We start from the raw sequence: 16,532 nt of genomic DNA on the forward strand, positions 1-16,532 counted from the left end.
GATTATCTAAACTAGAGGCCTTCGTACAAGGATGGGTTCTACCCCGTTACAGCGGACAATTCCTAAAGAGGCTGGTGTGTGTCATGTGTATCGGGGAACTTCAGCGCGTGAGCCGGGAGTTAACCCCAAACCCGAATGTTCGCTTTGCGACCAAACCCAACTTCGCATTCAGGCACCAATGCATCCCCAATAGCCATAAAATCTACGTTTGGTTGGCCAGATTCGGCATATGAGTCGTGATTTGGAGGGGGCAGGGCAGCTGTCGGTGTCCGGCGCTATCAACAAGAAACATAACAAATGGGTTGAAAAATATAACCTGTCAGGTTCGTAAACCAGGGTGCATTTGAGGTGGTTGAACAATAATAACAACTGTTCTTTAAAGTTGATTCGGTTGCCGTACTAACCAACATATTTGTACCCGGCATCTTGCAACGCTTCCTTCAGTGACTCCTCGGGAGGTTCTTCGTAAATGAGCGTTGTTGACGGTGACACATGGCCAGCGATTTTTTGTGCGACTTTAACGGACTTCTTTTTTTCATGAATGATATTCGTCATTAAAGTCCTCCGGCCACTATGGGAGCTGGCTCGCTCAATACCTGCCCATTGCCGCTGCATGAGGGCGAAGTGTTCTTGGAGAGTATTGGGCGAATAGGGGCCTCCTTTTTGAGTCAGGAATAGGGGATCGGTCTTTTTTACTGAAGGTTGCGCTGCCAAGCGGATCGCAAGGTGATTTTCGATAGCTGTTCTCAGTGCGATGTCAGTCATTGGAAGATCACGCGATTTACCACGATGTTTTTTGACCTCAGGATAAAAATCCTCCGGTTTGATCTCTGCGCCGGCCTTGGCCATGGTTTCAATTCGATGAACAAGCTGCTGGAAATCGTGAACACTAAAACTGATCCGACGCCGCTGATATGTCGATTTGGATCGCTTCAGCGCATCGGCACCCTTGGTGTAAGCCGCAGGCAAAGCCAGGATCTCTTTAAGTGTGAAAGAGCGTTGTCCTGAGGTTTCAGGGCCGAGTTCGGCTACATCTTTTATCTGGAGTAGCGCGATCTCCTGAACTCGAAGCCCGAGCTTGAAGCTGATCTGAACCAGCGCCGTATTCTTTTCCGGGTAACGATGCTCTCTGATCTCACCCAGGAGGTGGGTGAACTGCTCGGGCGTCAGAACGCGTGCCTGGCCGGTTTTGCTCATCGGATAAACTCCTAGAAAGCCGCTAGCCCGGATTTCTCATGAAGGGATAAAAAGAAGCGGCTAAAAGTGCTATAGTTTCAAGAACCTAACCAATCCACCAAGCACCAGTAGCCGCATCCAAAATGGTACCTCAAAAACTGACCTTCTCGCCACTCTCCCGCCGCCAGATTGAAGCCGATTTCTCCGGAGGCCATATCACCTCGGATGCCGGTGTGTTGTTACTGCGCGAAGTCGACAAACAACACCGGTTAACCCAACGGCTGGCCGAGACTCTGACCGACCAGCGGGATCCCCGGATGATTCGTCATGGGCTCAACACCATGATCCGGCAGCGCGTCTACGGCGTGGCCAGCGGCTACGAAGATCTGAATGATCATGAAGCGCTTCGCTTTGATCAGGCACTACAAACCGCCACGGGTAACGCCTCCGCTCTGGCTGGCAAATCCACGCTGTGCCGAATGGAACAGGCAATGGACCGGCAAACCATTGTGAAGGCCCATGAGCTGCTCTGGCACCACTTTATTGAACAACACGAAGAGCCGCCGAAGGAAATCGTGCTGGATTTTGACGGCACCGATATCCCGGTGCATGGGGATCAGCCGGGTAAATTCTTTAACCGGTATTACGACCATCACTGCTACTTCCCGCTTTACGTCTTCTGCGGCCGGCACTTGCTGGTGAGCTATCTGCGCACCAGCAACCGGGGTGATGCCCGGCACAGTTGGGCCATTCTGGCGCTGCTGGTGCGATTTATTCGCCAGTATTGGCCACAGACCCGGATCGTATTCCGGGGCGACTCCCACTTCAGCAAGCCCCGACTGCTGGCCTGGTGCGATCGCAACCAGGTGGATTACATCGTAGGCATGGCCCGCAACCAGCGGCTGGAGGCGCTTGCCGCCCCAGCCATGGACAAAGTCCGGACCTACTACGAGGCTCATGGCCATAAGCTCGCCAGCACCTTCCGCTTCCGCTACAAAGCCCGAAGCTGGCATAAGCCACGCTGGGTGGTTGCGCGCCTGGAATATGGCCCTCAAGGCCCGAACCCCCGGTTCGTTATCAGCTCCCGCTACGATGACGGATTCAAGCTCTACTACGAACAGTATTGCGCACGGGGTGATATGGAGAACCGGATCAAGGATCAACAACTGGATCTGTTTGCCGGTCGCACCTCCAGCACACACTGGTGGACCAACCAGTGGCGGCTGATCTTATCCGGCTTCGCCTACACCCTGTTCGAGCGTTTGCGGGTGCATCTGAAAAACACGCCCTTCGAACGTATGAGTGCCGGCACCTTGCGCTTGAAGCTGATCAAGGTTGGCGCAGTCATCATCCGCAACACCCGCCGAATACGGGTGTTGATGAGTGATAGCTATCCACACAAGAACGATCTCTCAGCACTGGTTCAGCGCTTGGTGCCCCAGTAGATAATCGGGCTCCCCCGGCCCGATACCAATGGGGGAAAGGGGGAGTTGTGCCTGAATGCCGGAAACTGGCTAAATAATCGCCAACTTCGACCATGACCACTCGGATCTGGCACTACCAGGCTTGGTCTGCGAAGGTTGTTGGAGCACTATGAGAAATCCGGGCTAGTATGCGAGGAGAGGGTAAAGATCAAATCCGTAATAATGTTATTTTAACGGATTTTGGCTAGGGGAACGAATATTGAAGGTTAGTAGTGGTTACATAGCCGGCGATCTCAGTCGCAACGCCCAATTATTTTCCCTACAAACAAGTTTCCTCCGTTGAAGGCCCCCAAACCATTGATTGATTTGGTGTGGACCAACTTCTTTCTTTCAGGGAAAACAGACCAGGTTTCGATAACCGATTTACCATTTTCAACGGCGTCAACGCACAGTAGAGTCAGTGCTCCGACTTGGCTGCAACTCATGTCATTAGGAGTAACTTTGCTTTCCGGCCCATTCAATTCAACGATAAACTTTGCCTCGGTGATACCGTCCTCAGAGATTTCAAATTCGAAACCTTCGCGCGTGGACTGACCCTCAAGGTTACCGATGACGTAACAGCCGGCAGTGGCATCCATTGGAGCCAACAACAATAAGAGTAGAGCTCTTATTCGTAGTCCCATCTTTATTAGATCCTCACTTCACAATCAGGTCGACTGTCCAAATTTAGGAAATAGCCGGTAGTAGGAATTTTCGATCAGGGCCGCAGTTAACAAATACACCAAAATCAGCAATCTGAACGTTGTAGTACTTGTTGTGGAAATTTAGCACTTGTTGTGGAAAGTTTTAGTACTTGTTGTTGTCGGCCATTTCTGAACAGGGGCGCCGCTGAATTTTGGCGTTAGGACTGCGCATAATGTATATTATGTTAAATACGATACGGCATAGAGAAACCCTCACCAGTTTTTGGCGAATACCGCTCTAACCCAGTAGCTATGAGCTTTCCTGCAAAATCCATCGAAACTCGCCCTTCTGATTTCTGGTTTTCTACTAAAGAACATCAAAAAATATAAATGAAGCCAACACCGATCTCCGCTTCATAATCATTCCGAGATATTGGGCTATCTGAAACGTCACTCCCGTAAATTTCGTAAAGAGCTTCACCGAAGATCTGCCAGCTTTCGTTCAAGTAATTGCGATAGTTAACGTTGACTCCAGTTGATCTATACCCGCTATCAACATCGGTTTCTGGAAGACCGGAATCTAAGGCTTGCTGTGCGTTCACACCAAAGTCCCGGTTGGCTAACTTACCATCGTGGAAAGTGACAGCAGCGCCAATTTCCCAGCCAGTGCCGTTAGGTTGGCAACCCAAACACGTTCCTGCGCCGAAAATCCCTAGCGTACCGATTTCTCCTGTTAGTACACGGCCATCTAAAAAGTAACGCCAATCTTCTGCAAGCGCATGACGCACTTCCAACAGCACTGTCACCCCGGAATTCGATTCGCCTAACCCATCCAGTCTCCCATCGTCTGAATCACCCTCTTCACGGCCTTCTTCGTAGCCTACCGAGGCTTGAAACAACCAGGCATCCCTGGCCAATGCTCGCCATCCAATTGCTTCACCCGCCCAGAAAAAAATGTGGTCACCAGTTCGCCACTGAACACCTCCGGCCGGATCGATCTCAAGCTCAAATTCGTCCGAGCCCTCATAAGCAGTCTCATATTCAACGCCCAGCCCAAGCCCAACACCCCAACCGTCGCCATCTGTGAAATCGTCGATGGAAGGAAGCGGAACGAGAGGGGTTCTGGGCTCCGTCGCGTTTACCGATCCAAAACAGGAAAGAGCGCCTAAAAAAGTGGCGACTTGAAGGGCGATTTTGTTCATGGTTTTCCCCAACCAAGGAATAGGTGGCAACACGACTCACTCATCACTATAGATGATTTTTACTCGCTAGAGACCCGAAGAACTTGCCTCTACCCTGCTCCATGAGCGTGAACAGTGCGCACAAGTTAAATCCGGTGTAGACACGCTAAAGTCCAAACCCATAAAGTCGTTATACTCCAGACCCACAACTCATCTCCCCGGCTTCCAGGTTTCCTATAATGAAGTGGTACTGGCTGTTTCTATTTAGCCTTCTGTTCTGTCTTTCGCCCTTGAGCCATAGTGCCGATGGCGAAGAAACCATCCGGATAACGACTGGCCACTGGCCCCCCTATCTGGATGAGGATCGCCCGGATGGTGGTTTTCTTGCCCGGATTATCCGGGAGGCGTTCGCCACTGAAGATATCAAGGCCGAGTTTACGTTCTTTCCCTGGTCCCGCGCCCTGGCGTTGGTAAAGACCCGTAACTACCAGGCGTCGGCCGTCTGGTCATGCACAAAAGAAAGGCGGCGCGATTTTCTCTATTCCGCGCCAATTTTGCCCTACCAGTATGTCTTTTATCATCGGCAGAAAATGGCGTTTGATTGGGATTCGTTATCGGATCTCGAAGGCATGGCCGTTGGCCTGACGCAGGATTACAGCTATGGCCAGACTCTCAGCGCTGCTATGAATAGCGGTCTGGTCAATGCCGACGTCACCACATCTGACCTGGCCAACTTCCGAAAACTGCTGCTTGGCAGAATTGATCTGTTTCCGATGGATCCGGTGGTTGGTGAAGCCATGATTGGCGAACAGCTCGGCCCTGAGGCACGAGCCCGTCTGGAGTTTCATCCCAAGGCACTGAGAAGCGCCCTTTATCATCTTCCCTTCTCACGGGACGATCCGGAAGCCGGTCGTCTGAGACGGGCGTTTGATCGGGGGTTGGCAAAACTGCGGGAAAGCGGCCGCTACCAGGAGATTATTGAAAACGCCCTGAAAGCTCACAGTTCACCGGCAGCGGCCGCGATACTGGAAGACAAGCTGGTGAACTGGGATGAGGATCCCAGTCCCTGTGTTTAGGAATCCGTTTCGGTTTCCTCGACTACGTTCTCGGCATGTCTTTTTGCCAGCTCCTCCAACGTCATGTATTCACACTCTTTTTCGGCCATAAAACCATCTGAGGAGTCGATGAGAATATTGTCATCGCGCATGAACCGGCGCCCCAGCAGTGCCGGGTAGGAAAATTTGCCGCGGTCCGTCAGTGAAAACTGGGTGGTGTGGGTAGTTCCTGCGATGCAGAAATCCATCATCACCACATAGCGCTTCTGGGATGGCGCACCTTTTCGCTTGATCAGAACGGTTCGCTCTACCGGCCTTTCCAGCTCAAGGATGACGTCTTCATGATCGAGCTCGCCTTCTGTTGGCTGGTCCTGGTGATCGCCAAGCGGAATCTGGAAGCTCACCCATTCCTGGCCGTCCTTTTCAAAGGGTTCAACGTTGACGGCGTGCAGCGATGAGGTTTTCGCGCCGGTATCCAGCCGGGCCTTGAGGCGGAGGCTGGTGTCCTGCATAACTACCCATTCGACGAAGCCAAGAGTCTCCGGTGGACGCTCATCATTTTTGGCATCGGATTCTGCTGAAAACGCCATTGTGGATGGGAAAACCAAGGCCGCAGCCAGCAACGCCCTGTTAACAAACCTCATTCAATATCTCCTGCAAATTCCTGTAAATCGGGGAAAAAAGACATAAAATTCTGCTCCAGTTCATCCTGGTGAGCGCGAATCTCCGTGATCATGCCGGTAAACTCGTTTCTGAAGCGGATCCTCCCGGCCACACGGTCCAGCGCATAACCGATGTTCTCAAGGTCCTGATAGGCGCCGAACCAGTCGTTCCACACCATTCTCCGCGTAACCCGCGCCATCTCGTCCGGCATTAAATGCTCTTTTTCCTGCAACTCGTTGTAAATAAGCCGGATAAACGCGTCCTGATCAACAGCACTGAAGCGCTCCCAGTGTTTGAGTAGAAAGTGATCGTAGAGAATGTCCAGTGCAACACCCGCAAACCGGCGGCGCTGACGGGAGAAGACTTGCTTGCTGGCAAGTACGTCCGGATGGTGGTCGGTATAGCTGTCGACCGCCCGGTGATGTCGAACGCCCTGCCTCACCGAAGCCGGAAGTGCCGAAAGATCGACACCCCGGGTAAAGTCACCGAGGATGCTCCCCACCCGAGCTTCAGGTGAGTCCGGCGCGAGAAATACATGAGCCAGATGGTTCAAACAGTCTCCCCGGTGGCCTGGTTTCAGAAGTTGAACTGGATGCCGACGCCCAGACCATCGACTTCGGCATTACTGTCTTCATAATAACGCATGTATTCAAGGTTGCCGGACAGGTTCGGCGCAAATTCCATATTCATGCCGATGCCATAGGACACGTCCGTTTCATCCTCGGTGGCTGTGCCCAGAAACGAAGAAGCTTCGATTTCAACCCGGGTGAAGCCGAGGATAGCGTACGGGGTAATGGGTGATTCGTTGGCCAGATTGAACGTGGCGTAGCCGCCGAAGAAGTTATCCAGTGAATAATCGACTCCGCCGATGCGGTCATCATCCACGCCAAAACCGCCTCGCGCTTCGATGCCCAGATACGGCGTCGCCATCACGCCAACTTTGGCAGACAGCGTGCCTACGTCGGCATCCGCGTTACCGCTCTCAAGGTTCATGATAGTGTAGTTCAGGCCTGTGTAGAGCCCGCCAACGCCAGACTTGTACATATCCTGGGCGGATGCGGCTCCTGCGGCAGCCATACCGGTGGCAAAGATAACGGCAATTGAACGTACGTGTTTCATTTTTTATCTCCTTAACCGAATTGTTCGGTGTACATCGCTGAACTTGCACCAGACTGACGCGTTTTGCCATCAGAAAGATCCGCATTTACGCGTTATTTACACCGATTTAATTCGCCGGTAATTTCAGCATCCGCGCGGTGTTACCTTGCGGAAGGCCGACCCCACAGGTATTCTGACGCCGTCTCCCGGTATCAGCTGGCTCGAGCATCCATTGAGAAATCTCTACCCCGTCATTTTCATTGTCAGCGTCATGTTCGTGCTTTTGAGCATTTTCATGACATTGCCTGTCATCCTGCTTGCGGGCTCTGAAGCGCCGAACGCCATGGCGTTTGCAGAATCGGCGGCCATTGTCTGGGGCCTCGGTATACTGGGAATGGCCGCCACCTACCGCAAACCGAGAGATCTGAAGCCCCGGTACATGTTCGTACTCACGGTATCTTCTTGGTTCATTATTGCCCTGTTTTCATCTCTTCCTTTTTATCTGAGTGACCTTGGCATTTCTGCCGCAGACGCCTTTTTCGAGGGCACTTCGGGGATTACCACCACCGGGGCAACGGTGCTCAGCGGCCTCGATGATATGGACAGGGATCTCTTGATCTGGCGGTCCATCCTGCAATGGATTGGTGGTATCGGGATTATCGGTATGTTCGTTGCGGTACTCCCTTTTCTGCGGGTCGGCGGCATGCGGCTGTTCGCCACCGAGTCTTCGGAATGGACCGACAAGGCTCTGCCAAGGATGAAAACACTCAGCCGTGGCCTGCTGGTGGTTTATCTGGCGTTTTCGATCATTGCGGTGGTTACCTACTGGTTTTCTGGCATGACGCTCTTCGATGCCTTCAACCATGGTCTTACCAGCATCGCCACCGGTGGCTTTTCCACCTCGGATCTGTCCATGGGCAAGTTCAATGATCTGATCCTCATGGAAGCCACACTTTTCATGATTATCGGCAGTTTGCCCTTCTTCCTTTTCGTGCGTGAAATGCATGGCCAACACGGCGTTCTGTTCCGGGATCAGCAGGTGCGATTGTTTCTCGCGATCCTGTTTTTTGTACCGCTACTTCTGACTCTCTACCGCTGGATGGTGTCACCAGTCCCCTTCGATCCCATCCATAACTACGCCTCTACCCTGTTTAACGTCACTTCTGTGGTAACCACCACGGGCTATGCTTCCGAAGATTATTCGGCCTGGGGCCCTCTGGCGTTCGTGCTGTTCTTTTTCCTGATGTTCGTGGGCGGCTGCTCTGGGTCCACGGCCGGCGGCATGAAAATCTTCCGGTTCCAGCTTTCCCTGATCATCCTGCGTGAGCAGTTGATGCGCCTGCTGCACCCTCGTGCGGTTCTTACCCGTAACTACAACGGACGAGCCGTGAGCGATGAGATTATCTCGTCGATGATCGCCTACACGTTTATTTTCCTGCTCTGTCTTTTGCTGATTACGATTGCCCTGGCTGCCATGCAGTTGGACTTTGTGACGGCACTGTCTGGCGCCCTCACCTCGCTGACCAATGTCGGCCCCGGCCTTGGGGACATAATCGGCCCTGCGGGTAACTTTGGGCCGCTTCCCGATGCCGCAAAATGGGTACTGTCTGTGGGTATGCTGATGGGGCGTCTGGAGATACTTAGCGTGGTGATCGTTCTATCGCCGGCGTTCTGGCGCAGCTGAGGCCTACCTTAGCCAGAGTATGGCGGGGTTTTCCAGGGGAAGGTTCAGGCGTTCATCCCGCACTCGCAGGCGCGGCGTGTAGTGTCCTTCGGGGCGTGAAGGCACCGTGCATTCATAAAGATAGGTATGAGGGGAACCACCCAGCGGATGCTTCATCTGCATGGCCGAAATGGTTCTTGGGCCATGCTCGGAATCCTCTGCAACAAGCTCTACTGCAATCCGCTGCTCGTCAATTCCATCCAGATAGACTTCCACGGTGAAAGTCTGGCGACCCGAATCTTCGCTTGTATTGAAGCTGTTGAAACGCAACCGGGACCAGTGCCTGGAGATTTCTCCGTATTCACCAATTAGCTCCCTTGCAGTCTCGGGGCTGCGCCGGTTTCCCATTTCTGCCATGGGGAGATAGAACTGCTCGACGTATTCCCGCACCATCCGGTTGGCAGAATAGGCCGCCGTCAGTTGATCCATGCTCGCACGCATGCGCCCGACCCAGTTCCGGGGAATACCCTCGCTGTCGACGTCATAGAACCCGGGAATCACCTCGTTCTCGAGCAGATCAAAGAGCTGTTCCATGTCTGAGAGATCGTGGTCGTGATTGTTTGACCCGCTTAGCTCGTCAAACGTGGCGCCGGGTCGAATAGCCCAGCCCACATCCGGGTTCCAGGCCTCCGCCCACCAGCCATCGTACTGGGACAGGTTCAGTCCCCCGTTCACGAGTACCTTCATGCCACTGGTGCCGCAGGCTTCCCAAGGGTGTCTCGGACAGTTGAGCCACACATCCACGCCCTGGATAAGCTGGTTGGCCACGCCCAGATCGTAGTCTTCAATGAACACCACCTTGCCCTCGACATCCTGTCGCCGGGAGAAGGCTTTCCACCGCCGGATGATGTCTTTCCCCGGGAGATCGTAGGGGTGGGCCTTGCCTGCAAGCACAATCTGAATGGGGCGATCGCGGCTGGCAAGCAGCTTGAGCAGGCGCTCCTGATCCTTGAGCAGGAGATCTGGTCGCTTGTATTCCGTAAATCGGCGGGCAAAGCCCAACGTAAGGGTTTCATGGTCCAGCAAAAGGCCACACGCGGCTTCATGGTTGTTTCCGGGGTTCTGTTCGCAATGCTGGCTTGCAAGCCTTCGCCGGAGGTAGGCAATCAGCCTTGCGCGCTCCAGGCGCCTCATTTCCCACAATTCTTCATCGGCTATGTCTGTCATCGGGCAGGTGCTCTGGAGAGGCCTGCGCCAACGATCCTTGCCACAGGCCCGGGTCCAGATGGCGTCGGATTCCGGAGAGTCCCAGCTCGGCGTGTGAATGCCATTGGTCACATAGTCCGCCGGAATGTCTTCGGCTGGCCAGCGCGGGAAGAAAGCTTGGAAAATGGTCTGGGTGACCTTCTGGTGAATGCGGCTGACACCGTTGAACCGACCACTCATATTGAGGGCCAGCAAGGCCATATTGAGTTTAAGGTCAGTCGACTGATTGTCTGGGCTGGAGGGCTGGCTTCCTAATGCCAGCAATTGATCGACATTCAGGTCGCGGCCTTCGAGCCAGGGTGTCAGATACAGTCGCAATAGCGATCGGGAGAAATGATCAAAGCCGGACGCCACCGAGGTGTGCGTGGTAAACAGATTGGTCGCCCTGGTTGCGGTTCGAGCTGTCTGGAAATCACTTTCATGGTCGTCCTGCCAGCTGAAGGCCCTCTCTATGAGCGCCAGGGCACAGTGGCCCTCATTCAGATGGCAGAGTGACGGCGATTTCCCCAGTTGTTCCAGCAGGCGCCAGCCACCGATGCCCAATACCATTTCCTGCTGCAGGCGCTTTTCCGGGTCACCGGTATAGAGTTCGCTGGTAATACCGCGGTCGCCCGGTTCGTTTCGGGGGTCATTGCTATCGAGCAGCAAAAGCTCGCATCGGCCCACCTGGGCTTTCCAGGCCCGAAGGCGCACGTGTCGTCCCGGGAAAGGCACAATCACCCTCACCCACTGGTCGTCAGCGTCCCGCAGGGGCGAGACGGGCAGCATGGTGGGGTCGTTGTATGGGTAGAACTCCAGCTGTTCGCCATCGGTGCTGATGGCCTGGCGAAAGTAGCCCTGCTGGTACAGCAGACCCACCGCCATGACTGGTGCACCCAGATCGCTGGACGCCTTCAGAAAATCGCCGGCCAGGACGCCCAGACCACCGCTGTATAGCGGCAGCGATTCGCTCAGACCATATTCCATGCAGAAATAGGCAACGCCCTCGCCCAGATCGCCCGGACAATCGGTCGAATACCAGGTGTCAGCCTCTGTAAAAGCCTGGTGAGCATGAATCTGCTCACGGTAGCGTTGCTGAAAGTCGGGGTCTGCGGCCAGTTCTTCCAGCCGCTCCCCGGACACGCTGTTCAAAACCAGCCACGCGTTCCGCGTGGTGTCCCAGATGTCCGAATCAAGAGCGCGCCAGAGTTCATCGGTACCGTGATGCCAGGTCCACCGAAGGTCCAGCGCCAACTGGAACAATCCGCTCAGGGATTCCGGCAAGGACCGCGGGGTATAGGCTGCCAGGGTCAAATTCGAGCTCCTTGGGCACTTTCTATCCTTGTTCGGGGCGAACTATGCTTGTTTACGGCGAACAGGAAAATAATTGACTGGCATGTGGTGGCTTTTCAGCCAGTTAATGAGTGAAGAGATTGTAAAACTGTCGTTCTCGACGCCTTCGAAGTCGACACCAAGGCCGCGGTCTGACTTCCGCACAACATGGGCCTTCAGCCGACGGAACCGCTTTTCCTGGGTATCCGGAAAACGGAACTCCAGTTCCACAGTCTGGTTTAACTGAACGTCAGTGTAGTCCGTGGCAATGAACAGACCACGTTTGGAGGCATCGCGAATCTGACCGGTCGCAACCGGCATCCCGCGCTTGTATACCAACAGCCCAAGCTTTCCCTGTACGCGTTTACTGAGTCTGTGTTCCATGTTCCCCCCTCGTGACTCATCTTGAACGCCAATTGTTGATACTGCTTGTGTGTTATATCGAAGGTTGGGGCCCGCCTCTTTGATGCTGATCAAAAAATGCTCAGACCGGAGGAAGGCGCCCATGTCGTTTTACCGATTCAGCGATTATTTTCGACAAGTCTTTCTCGGGAAAATTCCAGTCCAGTTGCCATGTCCAGTTATTTGTAATGGTGCCCGGCGTATTGAACCTTGCCTCGGTTCCAAGACCGAGGAAATCCTGCATAGGCACCACGGCCACTGAGCAGACCGAGCGGAACGCCGCTTCAATTACCGGCCATGGCATCCCATCACCACTGATGGCCAGATAATCGTTCACATAGTGCCGGGTACGGTCATCCAGGCTGCGGTACCACCCCAGTGTTGTATCGTTATCGTGGGTCCCGGTGTAGACAAGATCCCGGGGCTGGTGGTTGTGAAGCAGATGCGGATTGTTTGGGCTGCCGTCGAAGCCAAATTGCATCACCGTCATCCCTGGCAGTCGGAAGCGATGACGAAGTTCTTCCACATCGTCGCTGATGATGCCGAGATTTTCGGCCACCAGGGGTAAATCCGGGAAGCGGTCGAAGCAGGCCTGTAGAAAATGGTCAGAGGGGCCGGGAACCCAATAGCCGTTTCGTGGCTGAGGGGCCTCAGCCGGGATCTCCCAATAGGCCTGAAGCCCCCGAAAATGGTCTATCCGGATCAGATCGAACAGATGGCGCTGGCTTTCGAGCCGTTGAAGCCACCACTGGTAGCCATCTTCCGCCATGATCTGCCAGTTGTAGAGTGGATTACCCCAGTGCTGACCTTCCTCGGAAAAATAGTCCGGCGGCACACCGGCAACCACAGTGGGTTCGCCCCGGGCGTCCAGTTCGAAGAACTGTCGGTTGGCCCAGACATCGGCGCTGTCTTGAGCGACAAAAATGGGGATATCACCAAACAGCAAAACATTGCGGCTTCGTGCATAGTCCCTGAGTGCCTGCCACTGGTGGTGGAACAGGAACTGCTCAAACCTGATGCGAGCCAGTCTGGCCTGGTTTTGGTCGACAAAGGCCTGCAAGGCAGCCGGCTCCCGATCCCTCAAGTGCTCTGGCCACTGGAGCCAGCCTGGCGACTCCTGAACCTCCCGGATTGCGCAGAACAGACAGAAATCATCCAGCCAGTAATCATTTCTTGCCCGGAAAGCTTCAAATCCGGCCAGATCAAGGCCCTTCCGGCCTGTGGCATGGCCCTCGTAAAACCGTTGGGCGGCGATGGCCAGTAGCTGCTGGCGGGATTCGGCGATGGGCTGGGCCAGTTCAGCGTCGGCCAGCAGTCCGGTCTGCAGCAGTTCAGCGAGGTCAATAAAATCCTGGTTGCCCGCGTGGGCACTCAGGGATTGGTACGGTGAAAGATCCTGGTGTGTCGGTCCAATAGGCAGTGTCTGCCAGATGGTGATTCCACTGTCGGCCAGAAATTCGACGAACCGGCGGGCGCCGGCGCCCAGAACACCCAGACTTCCGGGCAGACAGGTCGGGTGAAGCAGTACACCGGCCCGTCGAGCACTGAACAGATCCTTGTCGTTCGCTGAAGTCATGCAGGATGATCCGCCTCATGACCCGGCCGCATGGTACCGCCGCGAGCCGGTTCTCCACTGCCCTGGCTGAGCTTCTGGAACACGGATGGCGGCGCCGGGTAGCCGATCATTTCATAGAGATTGACTAGGTGGCGGCGATACAGATGCTCAAAGTCGCTGACGATCTGGGCCGGGTTATAGTCACCAAACCACCAGAACCAGTCGGACCCTTCGCAGATAGCCAGTTGCTGCATGGCGGCTGCTTTCTGCTCCGAATTGAGGCTGCCATTGTCCATCACCCGGTCGAAATGGGTTTTGGCTTCACAGAGCAGATCCCAGGCCCGGTTCTTGTCCGGGTCACCGATCCAGGTGGAGAACGTACCGTAAATCCAGCTGCCGGCTACAAGATGTGGCAAATGAACCGGTGCGGCTACCGGGTTCGCCACCAGATCGGCATAAGTGGTCAATCTGAGCCGGGGGTGGTTTGCCAGTACCCGATAAAGTTCGTCGAGGAAGTGAAAACCGTTCTCGGGGTAATACTCCCAGGCATTTTCGCCATCCATGATCACGGAAATCACCGGCTTCGTCTTGCCCTTGGCCTGCCCCGCAATGTTTTCCATGTGATGCACCAGGTCGCCAACGGCATCCCTGGCATGCCAGTCTGCGTAAGTAAAACCGATCAGATCCGACAGACCGTCGTCACGGAAGAAGACGGCGGTATCCGATTCGCCGAACGTATAGGGCTGGTGAATCCCGGCATCGGGCAAATCCGGGTTGTCCTGCCGGGCCAGATTGAGGCTGTTGTGCACCACAGAATCTCCGCTGGCAGTCCATCGGAATTGATGTTGGTCCAGCAGGCCCAGTGTGGCCTGGCTGAGACCACCCTCGGAAGCCCAGCAGCCGGAGGGATCAACACCGAAGAAGCGCTGAAAAACGGCCCTCGCCTGCTGGAGCTGCCATGCGGCGCGCGCTTCACCCTCCGGATAATGGCTGTGTGCTGGCAAAGCGATATCCGGCATGGCCTCGCGGGCAGCACCCAGGTCGATCAACAGAGGGAGCATGGCATGGGTGTAGGGGCTGACAGACAGCTCCACCTGCCCTTTTTGCGCAAGATGCCGGTACCTTGGGCCGATGCCGGATAGCACATCAAAAATCACGTCGAGAAGAGCCTTCCGGTCATCCATCGAAAAGTTGTGGCCCTTCTCCTGAAGGCTCTGGATGCAATGGCTGCTTCTGCGGATGGTTTCTCCCATCCAGCCAAGGTGGTACCAAACCAGCAAGTCGGAAAGAAACCGGCTTGAAATGTATCTCTGCAGCTCGGGCTTTTTGCGGTAAACCTCTGCAAGCTCCGCCAACTGCGCGTAGGCCGGATACCGATTGATGATCCGTTCCCGGTTGGCCCGCAGAGACTTTTCGATCAATCCCAGAAACGCAGGCGTTCCGGTTTCCGGCAACTGTTCTGCAACCAGAGCTGCGAGCAAAGGATCGCCGATCTCGCCAGCGCCATGGCGCCATTTTTCAATCTGGATAAGGTAGGTCTCGATCTGCTCAAGCAGAACCGGGGCAAAATTGACTACCGCCCTGGCGTCCGGATTTGCTTCCAGATGCGCCGCCATGTCGCTGTAATCCTTGATGGTATGAAGGTACACCCAGGGAAACAGGAACTGATCAGTGCGCATATCCTGATAAGACGGCTGGTGCATATGCCAGCAGAGTACAACCGGTGTTTTGGTGTCAGAGGCCATGGGGATAATCCTGCCCGAGCATCTCGGGCGTGATCAGCACAATACCTTTGGGCGATACATGAAAACGCTTCCGGTCATCGGCCTCGTCGAAACCTATCCTCGTCCCTTCGGGGATGCGGCAGCCACGATCAATCAAGGCATTGCGGATGTGGCAGTGACGGCCAATCTCGACATCCGGGTAGATGACCGAATCCGAGATTTCACTATAAGAATGAATCTTAACTTGCGAAAACAACAAGGAATGCTTCACCAGAGCGCCGGAGACAATACAGCCGCCGGCCACCATGGAGTCCACAGCCATGCCCCGTCGATTGTCATCATCGAAAACAAACTTTGCGGGTGGCAGCTGTTCCTGATAGGTCCATATCGGCCAGTGGGAATCATAGAGATTGAGCTCCGGGCTGATTCCGATCAGCTCCAGGTTTGCCTGCCAGAGTGCGTCCACGGTGCCCACATCGCGCCAATAGGCCGGCTTGTTTTCAACCGGATTACGGAACGGGAAGGCGACCACCCGCAGACGCTTGATGACGGAGGGAATAATGTCCTTGCCGAAATCGTGGGACGATTCGCCATCCATCTGCTGGTCGCGCATGAGCTCGTCGAAGAGCACCTGGGTGCTGAACACATAGATGCCCATGGATGCCAGCGCCTTTCCGGGCTGGCCAGGCATTGGCTTGGGCTGTTCGGGCTTCTCGACGAACTCGGTGACCCTCAACTCGTCATCTACCGACATCACCCCGAATGCCGAGGCTTCATCGATAGGTACTTCAATACAGCCCACGGTAATATCGGCATCATTCTCCACGTGATGGGCCAGCATAGTGCCGTAGTCCATCTTGTACACGTGATCACCCGCAAGAATCAGCACATACTCTGGCTGGTGGCTGCGAATGATGTCGAGGTTTTGAAGCACAGCGTCTGCCGTTCCCTCATACCAGGAAGTCTCGATCCGTTGTTGCGCAGGTAAGAGCTCTACGAACTCATCCAGTTCTCCCCGGAGAAACCCCCAACCCCGCTGGATATGGCGGATCAGGGAATGGGATTTGTACTGGGTGATCACACCAACCTGCCCGATGCCGGAGTTGATGCAGTTCGAGAGTGGAAAATCGATAATCCGGAACTTGCCGCCAAAGGGCACCGCCGGTTTGGCCCGCCATTTGGTGAGATCGTGGAGGCGGGATCCCCGCCCTCCGGCAAGTACCAGAGCAAGAGTCTGACGAGTGAGACGACTGACGAAACGCTTGGCCGTTTGCATAGCTGCTTCCCTGAAGAAAACCTTCCCTGTAACTGGTCGTTTAACCGCCAGGGTT

General features: G+C 54.8%; 14 protein-coding genes. 3 read left to right on the forward strand and 11 right to left on the reverse strand.

Going from position 1 to position 16,532, the window contains the following annotated elements:
* Positions 1 to 399: 399 nt before the first annotated feature.
* Positions 400 to 1,197, reverse strand: a complete 798-nt coding sequence (locus tag AC5JQH_RS21045; protein ID WP_493805949.1) for a tyrosine-type recombinase/integrase — start codon at positions 1,195 to 1,197, stop codon at positions 400 to 402.
* 122 nt (positions 1,198 to 1,319) lie between these two features.
* On the opposite strand from AC5JQH_RS21045, the gene AC5JQH_RS21050 reads away from it, so the two are divergent.
* Complete coding sequence (locus tag AC5JQH_RS21050; protein ID WP_493805489.1) at positions 1,320 to 2,621, forward strand: IS1380 family transposase; 1,302 nt, start codon at positions 1,320 to 1,322, stop codon at positions 2,619 to 2,621.
* Between the two features lie 272 nt (positions 2,622 to 2,893).
* Here AC5JQH_RS21050 and AC5JQH_RS21055 read toward each other — a convergent pair whose 3' ends face one another.
* On the reverse strand, positions 2,894 to 3,283 hold the full coding sequence (locus tag AC5JQH_RS21055; RefSeq protein WP_493805950.1) for a hypothetical protein: 390 nt from the start codon (positions 3,281 to 3,283) through the stop codon (positions 2,894 to 2,896).
* A 377-nt stretch (positions 3,284 to 3,660) separates the two neighbouring features.
* Positions 3,661 to 4,485 carry a MipA/OmpV family protein gene (locus tag AC5JQH_RS21060; protein WP_482901826.1) on the reverse strand — a complete coding sequence of 275 codons (825 nt, stop codon included), beginning with the start codon at positions 4,483 to 4,485 and terminating at the stop codon, positions 3,661 to 3,663.
* A gap of 218 nt (positions 4,486 to 4,703) precedes the next feature.
* On the opposite strand from AC5JQH_RS21060, the gene AC5JQH_RS21065 reads away from it, so the two are divergent.
* Positions 4,704 to 5,540, forward strand: coding sequence for a substrate-binding periplasmic protein (locus AC5JQH_RS21065; protein WP_474546373.1), 837 nt, complete (start codon positions 4,704 to 4,706; stop codon positions 5,538 to 5,540).
* Here AC5JQH_RS21065 and AC5JQH_RS21070 read toward each other — a convergent pair.
* From AC5JQH_RS21070 to AC5JQH_RS21080, 3 genes are read right to left on the reverse strand one after another with little or no spacing between them, the layout of a single operon-like run.
* Positions 5,537 to 6,163, reverse strand: coding sequence for an ATP-dependent zinc protease family protein (locus AC5JQH_RS21070; RefSeq protein ID WP_474546372.1), 627 nt, complete (start codon positions 6,161 to 6,163; stop codon positions 5,537 to 5,539). The genes AC5JQH_RS21065 and AC5JQH_RS21070 overlap by 4 nt on opposite strands.
* Positions 6,160 to 6,735: an acyl carrier protein phosphodiesterase gene (locus AC5JQH_RS21075; RefSeq protein ID WP_474546371.1), complete on the reverse strand. Its 576-nt coding sequence runs from the start codon at positions 6,733 to 6,735 to the stop codon at positions 6,160 to 6,162. The genes AC5JQH_RS21070 and AC5JQH_RS21075 overlap by 4 nt, the downstream gene beginning before the upstream one ends.
* A gap of 23 nt (positions 6,736 to 6,758) precedes the next feature.
* Entirely contained in the window at positions 6,759 to 7,301 is a 543-nt protein-coding gene (locus AC5JQH_RS21080; RefSeq protein WP_288944290.1) for an outer membrane beta-barrel protein, read from the reverse strand.
* Positions 7,302 to 7,551: 250 nt separating this feature from the next.
* On the opposite strand from AC5JQH_RS21080, the gene AC5JQH_RS21085 reads away from it, so the two are divergent.
* Entirely contained in the window at positions 7,552 to 8,964 is a 1,413-nt protein-coding gene (locus AC5JQH_RS21085) for a TrkH family potassium uptake protein (protein ID WP_482901829.1), read from the forward strand.
* Positions 8,965 to 8,967: 3 nt separating this feature from the next.
* Here AC5JQH_RS21085 and glgP read toward each other — a convergent pair whose 3' ends face one another.
* The 5 genes from glgP to glgC form a co-directional block, all read right to left on the reverse strand.
* The gene (glgP, locus tag AC5JQH_RS21090; protein WP_493805951.1) at positions 8,968 to 11,502 is read right to left on the reverse strand and encodes an alpha-glucan family phosphorylase; all 2,535 of its coding nucleotides are present in this window, start codon (positions 11,500 to 11,502) and stop codon (positions 8,968 to 8,970) included.
* A gap of 42 nt (positions 11,503 to 11,544) precedes the next feature.
* Positions 11,545 to 11,904 carry a PilZ domain-containing protein gene (locus AC5JQH_RS21095; protein WP_039881769.1) on the reverse strand — a complete coding sequence of 120 codons (360 nt, stop codon included), beginning with the start codon at positions 11,902 to 11,904 and terminating at the stop codon, positions 11,545 to 11,547.
* A gap of 100 nt (positions 11,905 to 12,004) precedes the next feature.
* Positions 12,005 to 13,498: a 4-alpha-glucanotransferase gene (gene malQ, locus AC5JQH_RS21100; RefSeq protein ID WP_493805952.1), complete on the reverse strand. Its 1,494-nt coding sequence runs from the start codon at positions 13,496 to 13,498 to the stop codon at positions 12,005 to 12,007.
* Positions 13,495 to 15,222: a glycoside hydrolase family 57 protein gene (locus AC5JQH_RS21105; RefSeq protein ID WP_421863527.1), complete on the reverse strand. Its 1,728-nt coding sequence runs from the start codon at positions 15,220 to 15,222 to the stop codon at positions 13,495 to 13,497. The genes malQ and AC5JQH_RS21105 overlap by 4 nt, the downstream gene beginning before the upstream one ends.
* Positions 15,212 to 16,477, reverse strand: a complete 1,266-nt coding sequence (glgC, locus tag AC5JQH_RS21110; RefSeq protein ID WP_008169701.1) for a glucose-1-phosphate adenylyltransferase — start codon at positions 16,475 to 16,477, stop codon at positions 15,212 to 15,214. The genes AC5JQH_RS21105 and glgC overlap by 11 nt, the downstream gene beginning before the upstream one ends.
* Between the last annotated feature and the right edge of the window lie 55 nt (positions 16,478 to 16,532).

The organism is Marinobacter sp. H13, from assembly GCF_059072335.1.